Here is a 19629-nt window from a genome sequence, read left to right on the forward strand (position 1 = left end):
GGATGGGGGCATGTCCCAGAAGATCGAGGATTATGCCCTGATCAGCGACTGCTACACCGCCGGCTTGATCGGCACGGACGGCAGTCTCGACTGGTTGTGCCTGCCACGCTACGACTCTGCATCGGTCTTCGGTGCGTTGCTCGGCACAGAAGATCACGGCCGTTGGCTGTTGGCCCCGGTCGACCCGAACGCCACGAGCACGCGGCGATACGACGGAGACACTTTCATCCTGATCACAACGTGGACAACGCCGACCGGCGTGGTCGAAGTCACCGACTTGATGCCCCACGGCGACCACAGGGCCGACGTGCTCCGGCGGGTGCGCGGCGTCAGCGGCACAGTATCGATGACCCAAGACCTGCGATTGCGCTTCGGCTATGCGACGGCGATCCCCTGGGTTCGCCAGGTGCAGAATGAGGAACGCCCGACGCTTGTGGCGGCTGCCGGCCCTGATGCGATTGTCGTGCGCGGGCCGGCGCTACGGGCCAGAGACCATAGCCATCAGGGTGTTTTCACCGTTGCCGCCGGCGAACTCGTCGACATCTCGCTCACCTGGTACCCGTCACACAAGGAACCGCCCGATCCGCCCGACGTGGCAGAACGGATCGAGCACACGCGCGAGTTCTGGACGGAGTGGTCTTCGACGTGTTGTCACGATGGCCCGTATCGCGCTGAGGTGATCCGGTCGCTCCTGGTTCTGCGTGCTCTGACACACGACCAGACTGGCGGGATTGTCGCTGCCGCGACCACCTCGCTCCCCGAGAGCTTCGGGGGCGAACGTAATTGGGACTATCGGTACGTCTGGTTGCGCGACGCTTCGCTGACGCTCAGCGTGCTGCTGGCACACGGCATCAGCGACGAAGTCGACCATTGGCGCAAGTGGTTGCTGCGTGCCGTTGCCGGGGATCCGAGCGACGTGCAGATCATGTACGGTCTGGCGGGCGAGCGTTACCTGCCTGAGCGCGCCCTGACCAGCCTGCCGGGCTACCAGGGTGCGTCGCCGGTGCGTGTCGGCAATGGCGCGGCGGAGCAGTTCCAGGCCGATGTGATCGGCGAGACGATGCTCGCACTGCACGCTGCCCGCGTTGCGGGGGTGCAGGAGGGCCCGAACTCCTGGTCGGTGCAACGCGCGCTGGTCGTGCAATTGGAGAAGGTCTGGCATCTGCCCGACCAAGGGATCTGGGAGATACGCGGGGAACCACGCGAGTTCACCCACTCGCGTGTGATGGTCTGGGCCGGGTTCGACTGTGCTGTGCGCGCCGTCGAGGAGTTCGGCCTGCCGGGGCCATCAAAGCGCTGGGCTCGAATTCGTGACGAGGTGCGCGCCGAAATCGAAGCGAAGGGCGTCGATCCGGTGCGCGGCTGCTTCACCCAGTATTTCGGCGGGACCGAGGTGGATGCGGCGCTTCTGCAGCTTCCGCAGGCCGGCTTCTGCGCGGCGGACGACCCGCGGATGCTGCGTACTGTTGCTGCGATCGAGAACGACCTCCTCCGCGACGGCCTGCCGCTGCGCTACCGCACGGAGAAGGGGGTCGACGGGCTGCCGGCCGGTGAGCATCCGTTCTTGGCATGTTCGTTCTGGCTGGCCGAGCAGTACGCTCGCTCCGGTCGGCTCAACGACGCGCGCGTGCTCATGGACCGACTCGTCACGCTCACCAACGATGTGGGACTGCTCAGTGAGGAATACGACGTTGAGAACAATCGTCAGGCGGGCAACACCCCCCAGGCGCTGTCCCATCTCGCACTGGTGCGCGCGGTGGATGCGCTGACGGAGGCTATCGCGAGTTCGACGACCTCGGGCGCCTAACCCACCGGATACAGGTACAGCAGAATCGTGCCGACCAGCGCGATGATTCCCAGCAGCAGCGCGGCAACGGCCAGCCAGAACGCCGTCGTGCGCGGCGCTGAACTCGTGCGCGGTGCTGAACTCGTGCGCGGCGCCGGGCCAACGCGTCGGATGCGCACGAGCACGCGCACCGAGAATCCGATGCCGAGCAGGCAGCTGATGAAGAACGGGTTGATCGCGATCGCCAGCAGCGAAAAGAACAAGGCGGTCGACGCGAAGAGAAGCTCCGTGCGCACGTTGATCGGCGCAGAATTGCCCGGCCTTCCGGACTGTTGAGGGGTCACCGGCCCAGGTTACAGGCAGCGCGACGCGCGTTCGTCAATCGAGATCGCTGAGAGGACTCTCACGAACGATCACGCGGTTCGGCACTGATCGTTCAGTGTCTTCGGGCGTAATAGGAGCATGCTCTCCGAGATCGTCCTGCCTCGCACCGGCGCGCCGATCCTCGATGCACCAACCCGCGATGCACCAAAGCAGCACGTGCCCGCGCGACCTGCGCGGATTCCGACCCGGCGTTTCGCACGATCGGGGCCGCTCGCACTGCTGTTCGGCCTGCTCGGCTTCGCGGTCGCTGCCGCCGGGTCATGGATCCCCTCGTTGTGGGGCGACGAGGCAGCGAGCATCATGTCTGCGGAGCGCTCGTGGCCTTCGCTGTTCGCCATGCTCGGGCACATCGACTCCGTGCACGGCGCCTACTATGTGTTCCTGCACGTGTGGATCGACCTATTCGGGGCTTCGGCGTTCTCCGTACGCGTGCCGAGCGCGATTGCGACGGGGCTTGCGACCGCGGGCCTGGTCATTCTCGCCCATCGGCTTGGCGGGCCACGCGTCGCCGTCGTGAGCGCCATCGTGTACATGATCATTCCCCGTGTCACCTATATGGGCACCGAAGCACGCGAATACGCCTTCACCGCCACGTGCGCGGTGTGGTTGACGGTGCTCCTCGTGCACCTGGTTCGCACGCGCAGTCGCAGCGCTCTCGCGTGGCTGGGTTACGGTGTGGCACTGGCCGCATCCATTTATGTCTTCCTCTACCTGGCGATGATGGTGCTCGTGCACGCGGCGATCGTGCTGTCGGTGAACCGCGAGCGGCGGATGATGCGGCGCTGGCTGCTCGCGACCGTGCTGGCAGTGCTGTGTGCGGCGCCCGCAATCTCTTTGGACCTCTCAGAGGGCGGGCAGATCTCCTTCCTCGCCAATCGCGTGACGGTCGACTTCACGGGTTTCTTCGTGGACCAGTGGTTCTGGACGGCACAGTTCGCGATCGTGGCGTGGCTTTTCATCCTCTGCGCTCTGGGGGTGTTTGCGACACGTTGGGTGCGTGAGTGGCGGCATCGGTCGGCACCTGGCGGCCCGCAACCAGGGTCAGTCGGCAGCACGGACCTGCGATCACCGTCGTTCGCTGTCGTCGCCACCGCGTGGTTGGTGATTCCGACGGTTCTGCTGGTGAGTGTCAACCTGGTGCATGCCGTGTACGCCGCTCGGTACCTGTCGTTTGTGACTCCGGCCGTTGCCATGATGATCGCCGCCGGCATCTGCTTGCTGACGCGTCGCTGGATGGTGGTTGTCGCGGTCTGCGCACTCGTCGCGTTGGCCGCGCCGAGCTATCTGCATCAGCGCGGGCCCTTCGGGATGCCCGGCGGCAGCGACTGGTCCGAGGTCGCGTCGACGATCTCGAGCAATGCCCAGCCTGGCGATGCCATCGTCTTCACGGAGGGTGGGAGCCCTTCGCAGAACCCGCGTAGCGCAAAGTATTTGTATCCGCAGGCGTTCCAAGGCCTCGACGACGTCACGCTGGTGACACCGTACGAGCAGACCACCGGCATCTGGGATCGAACCGAGCCCGTTTCGCAGGCGGCCACTCGCCTGGCAAGCGGTAACGGGCGCGTGTGGCTGGTGTTGCATCGAGGGGTGGGCACGCCGGCCCATCCGGCCGAGCTCACGCAGCTGGAGGCCCTTGGCTACGCTGTGACGAGCACGATCCCCGAGAACAACGACGTCGTTTACCTCATGCAGCACACGCCCTAACTCGGGGGCGCGAGACCGAGCCGCACGTACAGCAGCTGATATGCATGCTGCAGCCCATCGGTGAGCGCTGGCAGGACGTGGCCGCCGTTCGGCACCTCGTAATACGTCGAGATCATGCCCGCTGCCTTTGTGGCAGCGGCGACCTGGCGTTGCCCCGGCACGAATGCACTGTCGTTGGAGCCGACCGTGAACACGCCGAAGGTTCCGGGCAACTTCGTGGATGAGAGAATGTTCAGAGGTTTGACCGCGTCGTATGCAGCCTGGTCGCCGTTGAATATCGTCGCGAGCACTTCCGCAGGGTCGTCCGCTCCCGGGATCTCCTCACCGGAGATGTCGAGCACGTTAGACCACAGCTTCTGGTGCTTGATCAGAAAGGACAGTGCGCATTCGCCGCCATTCGAGTAACCGGCGACGGTCCAGTAGCGGTGATCTTTGGTCACGTTGAGATTCGCGATCGCCCAGTTGACGACATCCTGCGTGATGTAGGTCTCAATGTTGCCCAGCTGCGGCGTGTCAAGGCAGAGCGTGTCGGTATTCGGATTGCCGAGCTGATCCGCGACGATGACGATAGGGGCAAGTCCGTGATGCTGTGCCGCGAGAGCGTCGAGCACCCCGGCAGTGTAACTCGGATCCGGGTCTCCAGGCTGACCCATCATCATCACAACGAGCGGCAGAGGCGGCGGGTCCGCGACCAAAGCCGCGGGTGGAAGGTACAGTCCGGCCGGACGCGCCGTGAAACCCGAAATGGTGCCCGGGATCGTCACGGTTCCGATCGTGCCTTTCGCCGGAATGTCGGCCGGAGGGATCCAGGTCTTCCACAATGGACCGACCGGCTTCGAATGGGCTGTCGGTGCGCTCAGCGGTGCGAGCGCTATCGGTTTCGAAACCGTTACTCCGAGGAATGCGCCCAGCGAGCGATCCAAGCCGAACCAGGCGTTGACGGCAACGGTTCCTGTCGTGAGAAAGGCCACAATGCCGATTGAAGCGATCACTTTCCGCCACCAACGTGACCGCCACAGGTTGACGATCGCAAGGCAGACGCCCACCAGAGTCGCGGCCAACCAGGCGTACACGATTCGACTCAGCGGAATGTCGACGAGGTGAAACACCCGAATTCCAAAGAACCAGATTGCAACCGCGCACGTGCCGCCGACAGCGAAGGCGATGAGCACGGTGATAACCCAGCGACGGGTGGGCCGCCGCAGCAGAAGATAGGCCGCGATCACCGCCGACAGAGTGTACAGAACGATGATCGCAGGCCCGGATACGATGTCGAGGGTCAGGGCACTTTCTAACACGATCTCCCCAATCGGCAACGGCTTGCTGCAGACGACGCTTGGGCCGAGCACGAGCATATCCGACGACAGGCGCGTCGTCTGCAGCAAAATCAACGGCGACTGTGAGAGCCTATGGCGTGCTTGATTGGCTTCTGGACTTCCGAATCGACAAGAGCGCGTTTCTCGTCCCTGTTGACGTCGTGGCTGCACTGTTGTTCGTTTACCTGCTGGTGAGGCGGCCCAGCAGACGCTGGTTGATCACGGCCATCGCCGCCGTTGTACTCGGCGCTGCAGTCGGCTGGCTGATCACCTGGCTCGTCAGCGACGTCTGGGATGTGTTCGGGCTGCCCGTGACTACGGTCGTGCGCGTGTGGGTCGCAATGACATGCGCAGGGATCTTTCTGGCCGTGCTGAACCTGATCCGCACACGATGGTGGCGCAAGCTGATCGCCGCGTTGTCGATTATCGTGTTCGTCGTCGCCGCTGCGGCCGCGATCAACGTCGATTTCGGGGCGTACCGCAATCTCAAAGACGCCCTCGGCATCACCCCGTATCCCCCGCTTGCAAGCAGCCATCTGAGCGGTCAGGCCGGGCCAATGGATCCGACCCTGGCGCAGACCTGGCAGCCGCCCGCCGGCATGCCCTCGAAGGGCACGGTCGGCACGGTCGACATTCCGGCGACAACGTCCGGATTCAGCGCCCGGGTCGCATCCGTTTATCTGCCGCCGGCCGCGCTGGTCCCATCTGCCCCGAAGCTACCCGTCATGGTCATGTTCTCGGGTCAGCCCGGTGCTCCGGCGGATCTGTTCACGTCAGGGCAACTCCAGGGGATACTCGACGCATACGCGGCGGCGCACAATGGGCTCGCGCCGATCGTCGTCGCCCCTGACCAGCTCGGCAACCCGTTGTCGAATCCGATGTGTGTCGACTCGACGCTGGGAAAATCGGGCACCTACCTGACGGTTGACGTGCCGCACTGGATCACCTCGCACCTCAACGTCGCCGATGGCCCCCAGCAGTGGGCAGTCGGGGGCTACTCGCAGGGCGGCACGTGCGCTCTGCAGTTCGGTGCCGGCTATCCGAACCTCTATCGCTCGTTCATCGACATCTCAGGAGAGATCGCGCCGACGATCGGTCGCGACACGGTGAAGAAGGCATTCGGTGGATCTGCTGCAGCGTACAACGCGATCAAGCCGCTCACGCTGCTCGCCAAACATGCCCCGTACACCGACACCGTTGCGATCTTCGGAGTCGGTGCACAGGATGCGAAGTATGTACCGATCACGCACGCCGCGATGCAGGCAGCAACGGCGGCCGGCATGACAACCGATCTGATTCGGTCGCCGAACTCGTCGCACGATTGGAATACCGTGCGCTACGTGCTCAGCAGGGCGGTACCGGCGATTGCGACACGCATGGGCTTGTAGGCGTGCAGAGCTCGCCCAGCAGTCAGTGCTCGTTATGTAGTCAGTACTCGCTGTATAGTCAGCATGTGCTGACCATTGCTTCTCGTCTTGACGTCATGAATCGTTTAGGCCGCGCGATGGCCGATCCCACTCGCTCCCGAATTCTCATGGTGCTCTTGCGGGGGCCGAGCTATCCGGCAATGCTCGCGCGCGAACTCGAACTCACCCGCTCCAACGTCTCAAACCATCTGACCTGTCTGCGGGATTGCGGCATCGTCGTTGCGGAACCGGAGGGCAGGCGAACCCGGTATGAGATAGCCGACCCGCATCTGACGCGCGCGCTGACCGCACTGGTGGATGTCACGCTCGCGGTGGACGCGGATGCACCATGCATGGACGCGACCTGCACGGTCCCCGGCTGCCCAGCGGGGGCATTGCTGTGACGACGGTTGTGAGCGATGCACGTCGCAACACACTCCATCGCCGTGTGCGCTTTATCGTCGGTTTCACGATCAGCTACAACGTCCTTGAGGCGGTCGTGGCAATTTGGTCGGGCACGGCGGCTTCCTCTGCCGCCTTGATCGGCTTCGGCCTCGACTCCGTGGTGGAAGTGCTCTCCGCTCTGGCGATCGCATGGCAGTTCACGCGCAAAGATCCCGAACGGTGGGAGCGCGCCACTGTTCGGGCCATCGGGATTGCGTTCTTCGCTCTCGCAGCATATGTGACGTTCGATGCGGTTTTGAGCCTGACCGGCGTGCACGAGGCCAACCACAGCGCTGTGGGCATCGGCATCACCGCGCTGAGCCTGATCGTCATGCCGGTCTTGGCCTGGTTTGAGTTCCGCACCGGTCGCGAGTTGCGCTCCCTGAGCGTGCTCGCAGATGCCAAGCAACTCCTGTTATGCGTCTACCTGTCCGGAACGGTACTTGTCGGGCTTGTGCTCAACGGCCTGTTCGGATGGACCTGGGCCGACTCGGTCGCGGCGCTGGTCGTGGCCGCACTCGCCGCACGCGAAGGTGTCGAGGCCTGGCGCGGCGAGGTCGAATCGCCACTCACCGTTGTCACGGAGACGGTGCCAGCGGAAAAGAATGAGGGTCATGCAGATCCAAGTACTGCACATTGATGACTGCCCGAATTGGGAGAAGGCCGGCGGCGGTATCGGGTGCGGGTTCTGTGACGATCACGGTTGATGGTGCAGACCTGTTCTCGGATGCCGGGCGCACGACCGCCTTGGCCTGCCGCACTTACTACACTCCGGCCGGGTTGGCGGGTCTGCCCACCGTTGACCAGCTCATGAAGGCGATCATCGGGCATGAACGCCGAGCGGTCAAGGGCATGTGAAGGCTTCGAAGCGGCGATCCCACCGTGGTGGCTCTAGCCTGCCGGTATCGGCAGGTCGATGGCTCGCCTGCTTTGCCGCGCGATGCCGGAGATTTGACTGTTGAACGGGAGGAACGGAGTGTGGATCCTGAAGTGGTCGATAGTACGCTTTCGAATCCGGCGGCGCGCACGGAACGCGCCAAGTCGCGTTCGCAGGAGCAGCCTTCGAAGGTCCAGGCCCATCGACGACGGAGAATCCGTTGTGCGGCGCGGGTCGGCGTGCCGCTCCTGGCTGCAACGTGTTCGAGGAACCGGAAGCTCCCACCGGGACGCAGGAGACGCCGGATCTCGGCGAGCACAGCCGCCGGGTCCTGCACTGTGCAGAGCACGAGCGAGGAGATCACGGTGTCAACGCTTTGATCAGGGAGACCCGTCTCCTCGGCCAGGCGCTCACGGAGTTCTAGCCGCACGCCGGTTCGGAGGGCCGCCGCGCGCAGCAGCCCGTGCATGTGTCGGTTCGGCTCGATGGCGACGAGGGTGCTGCCGGCCGAGAGATAGCGAAGGTTGGCCCCGACGCCGGATCCGATCTCGACGACAGTTTGCGGAAGCCCGGCGAATACAGGTCGTTTGTAGCGACGGAGGTTCCACTCCAGGTACGGGTCCATCACTTTGAAGAACGCGGCGTTGAACCCGCCCCGGCCAGCGTGCAACTCGAACCCGGTCGCTGACGCGGCGGTGGTCGTAGATTCGTGGTCCATCTGATCAGCATGCACGAGGCCGACCGCGCGGTCAGGCGTGGAATTACCCTAGTTTGCCTCCCGGTGGGTGGAGTACCACGCGGCAATCTGGGCTCGCGACCGAAAGCCGAGTCGCAGACGGATCGTCGCCACGAGTGTCTGGGTGTCGCCCACATACGGCAGATGGGAGCGGCCGGACAGCACCACGAGCTGCGCGCCCGCGATGCCGTCGGCAAGCGTAGCGGCCTGCTCAACCGGAGCGGCCCGATCGTGGGCCCTGTGCACCACCAACGTTGGTGCGTGCACCTGAGCGAGAAGGTCCGTGATGTCCAGGCTGTAGCTCATCGCAAGTAGTGCACTGGGCGGGGAAATGTCCGCGCCGGAAACCCAACCGCCGTAGAGCACCAGCCGCCGGACAGTGTCCGGGCATGCTGCTGCCCATGCCACTGCGGCCAGCGCACCCATCGACGTGCCGACCAAGTCGAAGGGTTCCGGGCCGAGCGTCGCGACGACCGCGGCAAGCTGATCAAGTTCGTACGCCATCGACGGCGGCCGGGACGAGGGGCCGACAACCCGCAGCCGGCGCGGTCGTACCGCACAAGCCGGCAGCCCTTCGCAAGGCTCTGGAAAAACACCCGTTCGTCCGGTAGCTCCCAGCTCAGCTGCAGATGGCTGAGCCAGCCCGTGACGTAAACCATCGGCCGGCCGACACCGAGCGACGCATATGCCACGCTGGTGCCGTCGGGTGTCGTCACCCGGGCGATGTCCTGCTGCACTCTTCCATTCTGAGTTCCAAATCATGCGGGCGCACGGCAGTTTATTGACGAACACCAATGTCCGACTTCACACCAGGTGTTTCCTCGGGAATGTGAAGAGGCATCGCTACAGCGGCATCACTGTCGCGACCGGCCGCCCGACGATCATGGACTCGAGTAGCGTGGGCGAAAACGTGCTGGCGGTTTCGACGTCGAGTTGTGCGCCGAGCCCGTCGAGAACCCTGGTGAAGAAGGAACGGGCCGCCGCGGCAAACACGATATTGGTGATGTCGAGGTCGGACAGGTTGAGAGCATGCAACCGGTCGATATCTGCTTGCTCGACGCCGGCCGCGTCGGACGCGACCTTGGCGGCGAAGTCATAGACGGCGCGATCTTGTGGATTCAGGCTGGCCCCGCTCGGATCTTCTGCGATCCGGCACAGCGTTGCTTCATCGCCGCAGACATCACGCAGGTACTTGGAATGTGCAGCAGTGCAGTAGGTGGAGTGCAGGGCGCGGGCAGCGGCGATCGTCGCGAGTTCGAACAGGCGGCGGTCCATGCCTCCGCGGATCGCCAGGTTGAGTGTATTCCACGCTTGTGCGACATCGGGACGGCTGGAGAAGACACGAGCATAGTTGGGTAGAAATCCCCATGCTTCGTGCTGTTGCCGGTAGTAGTCGGCGACGGGCCCTGTGGCGCTTTTCTCAGGAATCGTGCGAACGAACATAATCTTTGAACCCTCGTGTGATGTATACGTTCGGGCGCTTCAGGCTGCCGCTTGCTGTCGCACCGAGACAGTCGGGGTGCCCTCCGCCGAAGGGGCGAATACCAGAGCGCCCTCGGCGAAGAAGATCCCGCGTTGCGGCAGCATGAAGTCGCCGAGACGCTCCTGGCGGGGCAACGGCCCCGGTTCGCCGAGACTCTCGCCCTGCATTTCGGCCCATGACTGTTCGATCCGCCACACCCTCCGGGGGATAGCGCCGAAAGTTTGTCCGTTGGGCATGACCCCCAGCAGCCGAACCTTCCCGACCGACAAGAATGGGCCAGCAATAAGACTCATGGGGTGCAGCAACCACCTCGAGTGGCAGGCACCGGCCGGGAGCCGCGCTCCGATGCCACTCATCGTGCGCGTCGCGAAGTCCGCGGAGATATCAAATTGCCAGGTGAGTACTCCCGGTACCTGCACCGTGAGCGAAGAGGGCCCAGACCACTCCAGACCGATCGGCGACGTGTAGGCCGCTGTCAGGGCTGATCCCAGAAAGCGCGCACAACTGACTTCAGGGGGCGCACTCGCATATACAGTCCATTCCCCCGCTGGGTCGCGATGCCACACGGCTCGATAGCTGGGCCCAATTGAACTCGCCGTCATGTGCCGCAACGCAAGGTAGTGACCGCTCGTGAACGGCAAGCCCATCACGCCGTAGCCGCTGAACCGCTCACCGGCCCCAGGAGGCACGACTGCAGCCATCACCCCTTTGTCGGCGAATGCCTGCGGCTGGATTCTGCCTGACATGATCGATCTCCAATCGCATTTCGTGCCCAACTTCTGGCGGTCGTTTTGGGTATCAGTCCCGAACTCGGCCACTCGTTCACGCTAGGCGCGGCACCGCTGTCGCGAATGAGGCATTGACCCCATCTTTCGCACCGAGATTCATCGGCAGAGCCCCGCATCCGGGCTCAACGCTGGTCAGCGGTCCCGAGATCTGCCAAGCCGTGCCTGGAAGCGAACAGGCTCGCCATCGCCCTGTTGGAGACGCCGATCTTGGAATAGATGTGCTCGACGTGATTGCCCACTGTCTTGCGAGAGATCACCAATTCGTCGGCGATCTCCCGATTGGAGAACCCGCCGGCGATGAGTCGCAATACCTGCACCTCGCGAGTGGTGAGTTGCAGTGGCCAGTCCTTTCGAATGGCCACCCGTTCACCGGCCGCCCGCAGCACCGCGTCGACCGCCTCAGCGTCGAGCCGCGCGGCACGGACCTCACTGCGCAATTTCTCCGCGACCTCCGAAGCGGTGCCCGCGGATCTATGCGGTCGCGGCTCACGCCAGGTGCAATAGCTGTCGGCTGCGGCCAGTATTCGCCCCGAAGGGCTCAGCGCGGATCCATCCAACCCGCGCGGATAGCCGGAGCCGTCCATTCGCTCGTGATGCTGCACCGCAATCGACCCGAGCGGCGCGAGCGCAGGGGAGAACGCGAGCATCCGTTCGGTCAGGTACGGGTGCATCCGCACCCGTTCGACTTCTGCTTCGGTGAGTTCACCCTGTTTGTCCCAGATCGTGTTGGGGACACCGAGCCGCCCGAGATCATGCACCAGGCCGGCCCGTCGAATTGTCAGCACCGCCGCCGCGGAGTACCCGTGCATGCGCGCTGCCGCCCAGGCAAGATGCGCGACCGCACGCGAATGGCCGATTGTGTATGGCGACTTGAGGTCGACGAAGTCGGCGATCGCGTCCAAAGCCGCATCGAACTCAGCCTCGGAGAGCCAGACGCCCGACAAGGGTTCCGCCGCGAGAACCGTGTCCCACGTGGTCGAACTCCCCAAGTCGTCGAACAAGCTGCGGGCTTCCACGCAGAACAGGTCCACCAACTCCGGGGCGAACTGGGTTCCACTGCGCTCACGGGCCACCTCGATGGCCGCATCGATTCCGCCAACCCGGTGAAAGACCTCCACGACATCGGCAAGGTTCACCAGCTGCGAAGCCGTCAAGATTTCTGTACCTTTGATGCCCTTCGGCACGCCCTCCCCATCCCAGCGCTCGAAGGTCTGCTCGACACCGGCGCGCACCGACGCACCGAGTCCCAGTCGCTCGGTCAGATGATCGGCGGCCCGCCAGTGGTTGAGCAGCATGTCCGAGGCATCCTGGGCCCCACTGCCACGGGCAAACTCGACACCCACGCCAACCCGCTTCAGCGCCGGCGCCCCAGCACCGATGTGGCGGAGGATGAACAGCCTCTGCACCGCAGGTGAAGAAAAGTCCACCATTCGAAAGTCGGCCTTCAACGCGAGATCGTCACCGAACCACTTCGCCTGTTCATACGCATCGATGTGACAACCGACCCAAGCCAGCATCGACGTGTAGTAGACGACGAGCTGCTCTGATTTACCGAGGCCCGCTCGTTCCGCAAGGTGGAGTGCGATCAGGCACTGCCGAAGCACGTGCTCCATCGGCTGGCCCATCCCGAGGTCGGTGCCCAGAGACAGTGCTCCCAATAGCTCGGCCAGCCGGATTCCTCCCGGTACTGAGTCACCAGCCACGTCTCAAGATTACGCGTCTTCCCCGTTGCTCTGACCACAGCACGACCGATTGAGCGGATCGGATAGCCCTGGAGGCCGGGCTTCTTCTCTGTGCACCCCCGGGACTTGAATCCGGAACCCACTGAATGAACTCTAGGGTGTTGCCCGATCCACTTCGTTGCGCACTTTGTATTGAAAATCCCCGTACAAGAGCACTTTCTGTGACTTACGGTGCGATCATACCTCGGACAATCACGGAGTGCTACGGACAATTTTGGACAGGTTTATGACCCATAAATTGCCCCCAACTTCCGGTCGACACCAAGGTCAGCACTGCTTCGACCCAAGCGTGAAGCGAAGAACCTGGCCAACACCGACGACGGGGCCACCGGTGCCCACTTCCCCAACCACGGCGTCGGACACGACGCCCGCGGGCAGTTAGTCAAGAATTTCGCCGCCGAACACCTCACGGTTCTCCTCAACGCTCTACCAGGAATGGATCGCCAACGACCGCCAGCTACGCGTCATCACCGCCAGATGCGCGAGGTTGCAGCCATCGCTTCCAAAATCATCACACAACAAACCAACACGAGCGCCAAGGTTTAGACGCAAGTTCAATCCACGCGTCGTTCTGATTCGAGGAGGCAACCCCCGCGTCGCGTCGTTTAATTCTGTACGCGGGACGATGTCCCTGTAGCTGGTGATAGGAAGGCCGACTGTTCACCTAGCCTTCTCGGCTGGGTCCAGCCACCGCGTCCTGTATTTGTGCGTTGTGCGGTCTCGCGTGGTAGAGCGGTGCCGCCCAGCCTGGAGGTGATCTGCCGGGCTGTGTCCACGCACGCCTCGCCGAGAACAGACAATTGGCCCTCTGAAACCCTGAAGCGTGGCGCAGAGATCAGCACCGCTGCGGTGATCGTGCCGCGGTGGTCGCTTACGGGTGCCGATACTCCTACCTCCTCGAGCGAAGTCTCACCATAGTTGACCGCGTAGCCGGTTGTGATGACCTGCCGGAGCGTAGACAGGTACCGTTCTATGTCCGCGTCATCGAGCAGCCGATGCGAGACGAAACCGCCGCCAAGCAGCGTTCGCACGCGTTCGGCCCCTTCCATCGCGAGGAACACCTGAACTGACGCACTCACTGCTTCGTTGTATCGGGTCCCCAATGGAGTCGTGTGTTTGACAAAATGGCGACTGCCCACTTGCTCAACGCACACCGTCTCGGTCCCATTCCAGAGCATGAGGGCGCTGGTCTCGCCCGTACGCTCACTCAGGTCCCGCAACAGGGGGTATGAGATCCGACGAACATTCAGATCGGCCAGTAGAGGGCCGGCAAGTGCGATCACCCCGAGGCCGAGTCGAAAGCGTCGAGTCTCAGCGTCACGTTCGACAAGATTCGCCGCGCGCAATGTCGACAAGATGCGCGAAACCGTGCTCTTGTGCAATCCCACCCGCCGGGCAATCTCGGAAACACCCAACTCCGGCTCACTCATACTGAAACTGCGCAAGACGACGATAGCGTTCAGCAATACGGAAGTGCCGCGCGATGCGTCGTTGACGGCACCGTCCGGATTAGCTGCCATGACTGTGTCCACGATGGTTCGCCCCGCTCCCATTTCATCACGGTAAGGCGTGGGATGGTTCCGGTTGCGCGGCCTCATACGTTGGCCCGGTTTAGACGTCGACGAGTCGGTGTCGGTCCGCTTCCGCCCCAATGAACTGACGCCGTCGGTTCACGGCAAATCATCGTCATCGCTCCTCGACGAATCGCGTCCGACCGGCCCCGTATCCGAACCATGCGCCGACGATGCCGACGGCCACGAACATGAGTCCTGCGGCGGTGAAGGACCCGGTCGACTGGTACAACAACGCAACAAGCAGAGTGCCAGAAGAACCGACACCGTAACCGACACCCTGCATCATCCCGGACAGTCGCGAAGCGGCATCGCTGCTCCGGGTCCGCAGCACGATCATCGTCAACGCCAGTGCGGTCATACCGCCTTGCCCGACCCCCAAGACCACGATCCAGACCCACACCGCTGGCATCGGTCCGAAGACACACAAAGCGAATCCGAACCCAGCCAACAATGCGATGACAACATTGAGGGCGCGCTGGTCGGCACAGCGCACCGCAATTACCGGAGCCACGATCGAGCCGATGACCTGCAGCAGAATACAAACAGCAACCATCAGGCCAGCTGTTCCGCCGTCGACTCCCCGCTGACGCAGGATCGGTGCCAACCACGCGAAGACACTGAATGACGTCATCGCCTGCAGGACCATGAATATGGTGACTTGCCACGCTGTGCCCGAGCGCCACACAGACACGCCGGAACTGGTCGCCATACGAACCCCGTGCGTTCGGCGCCAAGCCAACGGCACAAACAACACGACGACGATGAGCGCGGGGATCGCCCAGACGGACAGCGCGAACTGCCAGGACCCACTGGACTCATAGACGGGATGCGTGAACGCGGCTGCCATCGCTGCGGAGGCGAACATCGCCCCCGTGTAGAGCCCACTCATCAAGCCCAGCCGATGCCGAAAGTCACGTTTGACCAACTCCGGAAGCAGCACATTCACAACCGCAATGGCAGCGCCGCAAGCGAGGGTCCCCGCAAGCAGAGCAGAATCGGCACCAAGCCCTCGCGCAGCAAGACCCAAGGTCAACATCATCATGCACGCCAGCATGACCCGCTCGACCCCGAAGTGGCGCGCCAGCAGCGGAGCCAGCGGTGCACACAAACCCAGCAGGAGCACGGGAGCGGTGGTCAACACGCCGACCAACAGCGCCGGCATGCCGGTGGCCGCAACGATCTCGGGCAGTATCGCGGAAAAGCTCGAGAACAGCGTACGCACGTTCAATGCGATCAACACGATGCACACGGCAAGGTAGATCAGAGCCGCGCGCGAACCGATCCGAGCAGGATGCGCCACCGAATAGGTGCTGCTCAGCCTACTGGCACTGAGCGGGCCTGCAGGATCATCGAACTGCTGATCCATCCGCACCTCTCCCTTCACAGCAGGTACCGCCGCCGGCATCGATAAGAGGGCCCGCGCACATGTCGAAATGCCGGGAAACGGGGCCGCACAACCGGTGCGGCCTCATGTATTGACCTGGTCTAGGCGTCGATGATGTTGTGTTCGGCACCGAACGGGAAACCGGTGATATCGGTTGCGCCGTCTTGGCCGATCACCAGAATGTCGTGTTCGCGGTAACCACCGGCACCGGGCAGACCATCCATGACGGCGATCATCGGCTCCATCGAGACGACCATGCCCGGCTCGAGTACCGTGTCGATGTCCTCACGCAGCTCCAGGCCGGCCTCCCGACCGTAGTAGTGACCCAACACGCCGAAGGAGTGACCGTACCCGAACGTGCGATTGGCCAACAGGCCGTGCGAGACGTAGATCTCGTTCAACTCCGCGGCGATGTCTTTGCACACCGCCCCGGGCTTGATCAACTCCATGCCACGCTTGTGCACCTGCACGTTGATGTCCCACAACTCCAGCGAGCGAGCATCCGGCTGACCATAGAACAGGGTGCGCTCCAACGCGGTGTAATACCCGCACGACATCGGGAAACAGTTCAACGAGAGGATGTCCCCACGCTGAATCTTCCTGGTCGTGGGCCAGTTGTGCGCACCATCGGTGTTGATCCCCGACTGGAACCACACCCACGTGTCTCGAATGTCACTATTCGGGAAGGTTCGGGCGATCTCCCGCACCATCACCTCGGTGCCCACCAGTGCGACCTCATATTCGGTGATCCCCTCGGTGATCGCGTTACGGATCGCCTCACCACCAAGATCAGCAATCCGGGCGCCATGAGTGATCACCGCGATCTCCTCAGCGGACTTCACCATCCGCTGACGCATCGCCGCCTGCGCCACATCCACCAAGGTGGCATCCTCGAACGCCGCCTGGATCCGGTCCCGACTATCGACCGGGAGTGTGTCATTCTCCACCCCAAGACGGTGCGGTTTCACGCCACGCTGACGCAACGCCTCTTGCAACGCGAACAGATAATTGTCCCGACGCCAATCCGTGTACACAATATTCTCGCCATAACCACGCCGCCACGGCATCCCCGCGTCAATATTCGCCGAGACCGTCACCTGATCATCCGCCGTCACCACAAGCGCGTAAGAACGACCGAAATACGTGTGCAAGAAATCCGAATAGTACTTGATGTTATGGAACGAAGTCAGGATCACCGCATCCAATTCCTTCTCCGCCATGATCCGGCGCAAACCCGCCAACCGACGCTCCATCTCGAGATCCGAAAACGTCAACTGCACCTTCTCACCATTATGCAGAACTTTCAAACGCTCCAACGCCGACACCGACGAAACCACACCATCAACAGACATGAACACTCCCTCAACTTTTGTTACTTGAAATTCGAATACAGAACTATCGGTGCGTGTCGCGCACCGAGCAGCGTCACTCGCCAGTATCAGCGGCCGCCGAATCGGAGCCCAGGTTGCGAACCGATGACGGCCGGAAGACTGGTGCGGTGTCCGGGAATGACGGGATGTCAATCCGGGCGTGGGTGTGGATCGTCGTCAACGACTGCTTTGCGTGCATGGCGATTTCCTGCAGAGTCGTTACCCACATGCCGTCCATGCTTTGCACGCGTTCGATCAGTTGCTCCAGCGCGACCGCCTTCGAGGGCCGTCCTGAGATGAAGGGGTGGTTGGTCAACACAAAACAACTGCCTGCGCTGTGGTGGGCTTCAGCCTCCAAGGTCCACAGCTCGAGCACCTTGGCTGGGCTCTCGATCACACCACTTCCGGTCACTCCGGGGTAGAACGCGTACTGCTCCCAGTCGTCCAATGCCCAGTCGATCGGTACTTCGATCAGATCCCGCCCATCCGCCGCGGCCATCGAGAAGCGGTACGGCGCATCCCCGGCATGAAGACTGGAGTCGTAGAGGAAACCACGGTCCATCAAGAGGTCGGGTGTGTGCCAGTTCATTTCCCACCATGGCGCTCTGAATCCGACCGGCCGCACGCCCGCGGCCCGTGCCAGCGCGTCAAGGCCGCGTTCAAGGTAGCCCGCTTCGGTCTTAGCGCTGATCCCCTGCATGTGTTCATGCAGATAACCATGGTGAGCAATTTCGTGCCCGTCGGCTGCGATCGCGCGCACTATGTCCGGATAGCAGTCAGCGGTAAAACCGGGCACGAAGAAGGTCGCCCTGACATTGCGCCTGCGCAGGATCTGAAGCAACCGCGGAACGCCGACAGTCGGGCCGTACGCTTGATGCGTCATCAATGACATCCGATTGCTGAATGCGGGATCCTCGACAAGCATGCCCGACTCGGCGTCGACGTCGAAGGTGAACGCAGCTGCCGCACGATAAGGCTGCGGCCAGGTAATCGGATGAAGAGCATCACCGATGGCACCCGGAGCCTTCCTAGCGCTCAGATTTTGCGCCTCAACCCCCACCATCACATCACCTCGTGCTCTGCTACCGGGCCAGCAGCCGATTCTGTCTTGCTCGAACCCCGTTCGGATAACGTCGCGAGGTAGCACTTGCGGTGCACCAACGGTCCCAGGAACGCATAAATGATCGCACTGGCGAGTCCGCCGGCCAGCCAGGAGAAGTCCCACCCACCCAACGCTGTTGCCACCCAGCCCTGCATGACAGGGAACGAGCCGTACATGAACAGCCAGGTGGCGAAGATTCCGACAAGGAATGCGATCATGCCGGCCCAGTTGATCTCTATGACACGTCGCGTTCCAATCGGGTCGAAGAGCCGATCGACGTTGATGGGGTATTTCTTGTCAAGCCAGTAGTAGTGCACCAGCATGACTCCAGCCCAGGCAGCAACCCATGCGACAATAGCGCCGAGCCACGTATCAACTGTTGAGGCGAACCCTGCCTGGAAGATCAGCACGATCAGGAGAATCAGGGAGAAGACGCCGACGAAAAGATTCAGGTTCTTCCGACTGACCTTGATGTCGAGCGCCTGGGTGGCCATCGAGAATGTGTACACGTTCAGAATGTTCGTGGCGATCGGTCCGTGGAGAACCAGCAGCAGAACGGGGATGGCCAGCGCACCGTAATTTTCCACGATCAACTGTCCAGGATCGGCCGTGGCCGACTTGGTGGCGAGTGTCGCTCCGAGGATGCCCAGCCAGACGGTTGGGATGAGCTGACCGAACACGGAATACCAGTACAGTTTGCTCTTCGGTACCGACTTGCTGACGAAGCGTGAGTAATCGGCGGCGTAGGTGAACCACGTGATTCCCCAACCGATACCGATCACGGTCATCACCGCCGTCATCGCGGCGATTCGGGGACCGCCCTCCAAGATGTGACCGGACTGGCCGGCATAGCCCCAATTGATGTTCATGCCGAACCAAGCGACGAATGACATCACCGCGAGAATGGCAAGCGTGAATGGCACCGACCACCGCTCGAAGGCAGCGATGGCTTTGTATCCGAGCCAAGCAATGAAGACTTGAACGACCATGATGAATGTGGCCACGCCGATCTTCCACCCATAATTATCCGCGTGAGGGTTGACCCACCCCAGTTGAGCGATGAGCGCCATGACGAGATCCAGAACGACCCACGTGTTGATGGCGCACCAGCCGATCACGAGAAGTGCCTGAATAGTCGACGGAAGGTAATTGCCGCGTCGCCCGAATGGTGCTCGCCCGAGGACCATCGCGGTCGCTCCGGTGCGCTGGCCCAACAAGACGAAGAAACCGAATACGCCCATCCCGATGATATTTCCGATCACGAGAACGGTGACTGTATCGGCAAAACCTAAGCCCAGTTGGATGCCGAGGGCTCCCAGGACCCAGTTGATCGGGGCAATATTCGCTCCAGCCCAGATCCAGAACTGCCCGTTGACCTTGCGGGTTCGGGCGGACTCAGGAATGTACTGAAGCTGCGCCTCATAGTCGGGGGTACCCAACAATGCATCGCTCTCGGTGGGGCCACTACTCGACGCGGGTAAAGTTTGATGCGGCATCATTGCCTCCATAGCTTGTGGTCATTCGATCGGGATG

At 62.6% G+C, this 19629-nt stretch carries 17 protein-coding genes; 5 read left to right on the top strand and 12 right to left on the bottom strand.

Going from position 1 to position 19629, the window contains the following annotated elements:
* Positions 1-10 precede the first annotated feature (10 nt).
* Complete coding sequence (locus QU604_RS13255) at positions 11-1807, top strand: glycoside hydrolase family 15 protein (protein ID WP_308465102.1); 1797 nt, start codon at positions 11-13, stop codon at positions 1805-1807.
* On the opposite strand, the gene QU604_RS13260 is transcribed toward QU604_RS13255, so the two are convergent.
* Entirely contained in the window at positions 1804-2130 is a 327-nt protein-coding gene (locus QU604_RS13260) for a hypothetical protein (protein WP_308465103.1), read from the bottom strand. The two genes, QU604_RS13255 and QU604_RS13260, sit on opposite strands and share 4 nt — an antisense overlap.
* 118 nt (positions 2131-2248) lie before the next feature.
* Between QU604_RS13260 and QU604_RS13265 the strand changes: the two genes are divergently transcribed.
* Entirely contained in the window at positions 2249-3874 is a 1626-nt protein-coding gene (locus QU604_RS13265; RefSeq protein WP_308465104.1) for a glycosyltransferase family 39 protein, read from the top strand.
* On the opposite strand, the gene QU604_RS13270 is transcribed toward QU604_RS13265, so the two are convergent.
* A complete protein-coding gene (locus QU604_RS13270; RefSeq protein ID WP_308465105.1) occupies positions 3871-5223 on the bottom strand; it encodes an alpha/beta hydrolase in 1353 nt (450 codons plus the stop codon). The two genes, QU604_RS13265 and QU604_RS13270, sit on opposite strands and share 4 nt — an antisense overlap.
* Before the next feature lie 65 nt (positions 5224-5288).
* Here QU604_RS13270 and QU604_RS13275 point away from each other — a divergent pair, with 65 nt between their 5' ends.
* The 3 genes from QU604_RS13275 (at position 5289) to QU604_RS13285 (ending at position 7680) form a co-directional block, all read left to right on the top strand.
* Entirely contained in the window at positions 5289-6578 is a 1290-nt protein-coding gene (locus tag QU604_RS13275) for an alpha/beta hydrolase (RefSeq protein WP_308465106.1), read from the top strand.
* A 65-nt stretch (positions 6579-6643) separates the two neighbouring features.
* Positions 6644-7000 carry a Cd(II)/Pb(II)-sensing metalloregulatory transcriptional regulator CmtR gene (gene cmtR / locus QU604_RS13280; RefSeq protein ID WP_308465107.1) on the top strand — a complete coding sequence of 119 codons (357 nt, stop codon included), beginning with the start codon at positions 6644-6646 and terminating at the stop codon, positions 6998-7000.
* Positions 7001-7008: 8 nt separating this feature from the next.
* Positions 7009-7680, top strand: coding sequence for a cation efflux transmembrane domain-containing protein (locus QU604_RS13285; protein WP_308465108.1), 672 nt, complete (start codon positions 7009-7011; stop codon positions 7678-7680).
* A gap of 124 nt (positions 7681-7804) precedes the next feature.
* Here QU604_RS13285 and QU604_RS13290 read toward each other — a convergent pair whose 3' ends face one another.
* From QU604_RS13290 to QU604_RS13335, 10 genes are all read right to left on the bottom strand, one after another.
* The gene (locus tag QU604_RS13290; RefSeq protein WP_308465109.1) at positions 7805-8635 is read right to left on the bottom strand and encodes a class I SAM-dependent methyltransferase; all 831 of its coding nucleotides are present in this window, start codon (positions 8633-8635) and stop codon (positions 7805-7807) included.
* Positions 8636-8683: 48 nt separating this feature from the next.
* Positions 8684-9157: an alpha/beta fold hydrolase gene (locus tag QU604_RS13295; RefSeq protein ID WP_308465110.1), complete on the bottom strand. Its 474-nt coding sequence runs from the start codon at positions 9155-9157 to the stop codon at positions 8684-8686.
* Positions 9158-9496: 339 nt separating this feature from the next.
* Positions 9497-10096 (bottom strand): carboxymuconolactone decarboxylase family protein, encoded by a 600-nt coding sequence (locus tag QU604_RS13300; protein ID WP_308465111.1) that lies wholly within the window; start codon positions 10094-10096, stop codon positions 9497-9499.
* Between the two features lie 39 nt (positions 10097-10135).
* Positions 10136-10882, bottom strand: coding sequence for a hypothetical protein (locus QU604_RS13305; RefSeq protein WP_308465112.1), 747 nt, complete (start codon positions 10880-10882; stop codon positions 10136-10138).
* A gap of 164 nt (positions 10883-11046) precedes the next feature.
* Positions 11047-12627, bottom strand: a complete 1581-nt coding sequence (locus QU604_RS13310; protein WP_308465113.1) for an HD domain-containing phosphohydrolase — start codon at positions 12625-12627, stop codon at positions 11047-11049.
* A gap of 644 nt (positions 12628-13271) precedes the next feature.
* On the bottom strand, positions 13272-14186 hold the full coding sequence (locus QU604_RS13315) for an IclR family transcriptional regulator (protein ID WP_308465114.1): 915 nt from the start codon (positions 14184-14186) through the stop codon (positions 13272-13274).
* A 166-nt stretch (positions 14187-14352) separates the two neighbouring features.
* Positions 14353-15606: an MFS transporter gene (locus QU604_RS13320; protein WP_308465115.1), complete on the bottom strand. Its 1254-nt coding sequence runs from the start codon at positions 15604-15606 to the stop codon at positions 14353-14355.
* A 119-nt stretch (positions 15607-15725) separates the two neighbouring features.
* On the bottom strand, positions 15726-16976 hold the full coding sequence (locus tag QU604_RS13325) for an aminopeptidase P family protein (RefSeq protein ID WP_409349966.1): 1251 nt from the start codon (positions 16974-16976) through the stop codon (positions 15726-15728).
* 73 nt (positions 16977-17049) lie between these two features.
* A complete protein-coding gene (locus tag QU604_RS13330) occupies positions 17050-18057 on the bottom strand; it encodes a polysaccharide deacetylase family protein (protein WP_308465117.1) in 1008 nt (335 codons plus the stop codon).
* Positions 18057-19595: a purine-cytosine permease family protein gene (locus tag QU604_RS13335; protein WP_308465118.1), complete on the bottom strand. Its 1539-nt coding sequence runs from the start codon at positions 19593-19595 to the stop codon at positions 18057-18059. Before QU604_RS13335 ends, QU604_RS13330 begins: the two co-directional genes overlap by 1 nt.
* Positions 19596-19629 lie beyond the last annotated feature (34 nt).

It is taken from the genome of Rathayibacter sp. SW19 (assembly GCF_030866825.1).
Lineage (GTDB): Bacteria > Actinomycetota > Actinomycetes > Actinomycetales > Microbacteriaceae > Rathayibacter_A > Rathayibacter_A soli.

Coding starts and splice junctions, on each gene's coding strand:
- QU604_RS13255 (WP_308465102.1), top strand. CDS start 11: ATGTCCCAGAAGATCGAGGATTATGCCCTGATCAGCGACTGCTACACC.
- QU604_RS13265 (WP_308465104.1), top strand. CDS start 2,249: ATGCTCTCCGAGATCGTCCTGCCTCGCACCGGCGCGCCGATCCTCGAT.
- QU604_RS13290 (WP_308465109.1), bottom strand. CDS start 8,635: ATGGACCACGAATCTACGACCACCGCCGCGTCAGCGACCGGGTTCGAG.
- QU604_RS13295 (WP_308465110.1), bottom strand. CDS start 9,157: ATGGCGTACGAACTTGATCAGCTTGCCGCGGTCGTCGCGACGCTCGGC.
- QU604_RS13300 (WP_308465111.1), bottom strand. CDS start 10,096: ATGTTCGTTCGCACGATTCCTGAGAAAAGCGCCACAGGGCCCGTCGCC.
- QU604_RS13305 (WP_308465112.1), bottom strand. CDS start 10,882: ATGTCAGGCAGAATCCAGCCGCAGGCATTCGCCGACAAAGGGGTGATG.
- QU604_RS13315 (WP_308465114.1), bottom strand. CDS start 14,186: ATGGCAGCTAATCCGGACGGTGCCGTCAACGACGCATCGCGCGGCACT.
- QU604_RS13320 (WP_308465115.1), bottom strand. CDS start 15,606: ATGGATCAGCAGTTCGATGATCCTGCAGGCCCGCTCAGTGCCAGTAGG.
- QU604_RS13325 (WP_409349966.1), bottom strand. CDS start 16,976: ATGTCTGTTGATGGTGTGGTTTCGTCGGTGTCGGCGTTGGAGCGTTTG.
- QU604_RS13330 (WP_308465117.1), bottom strand. CDS start 18,057: ATGGTGGGGGTTGAGGCGCAAAATCTGAGCGCTAGGAAGGCTCCGGGT.
- QU604_RS13335 (WP_308465118.1), bottom strand. CDS start 19,595: ATGATGCCGCATCAAACTTTACCCGCGTCGAGTAGTGGCCCCACCGAG.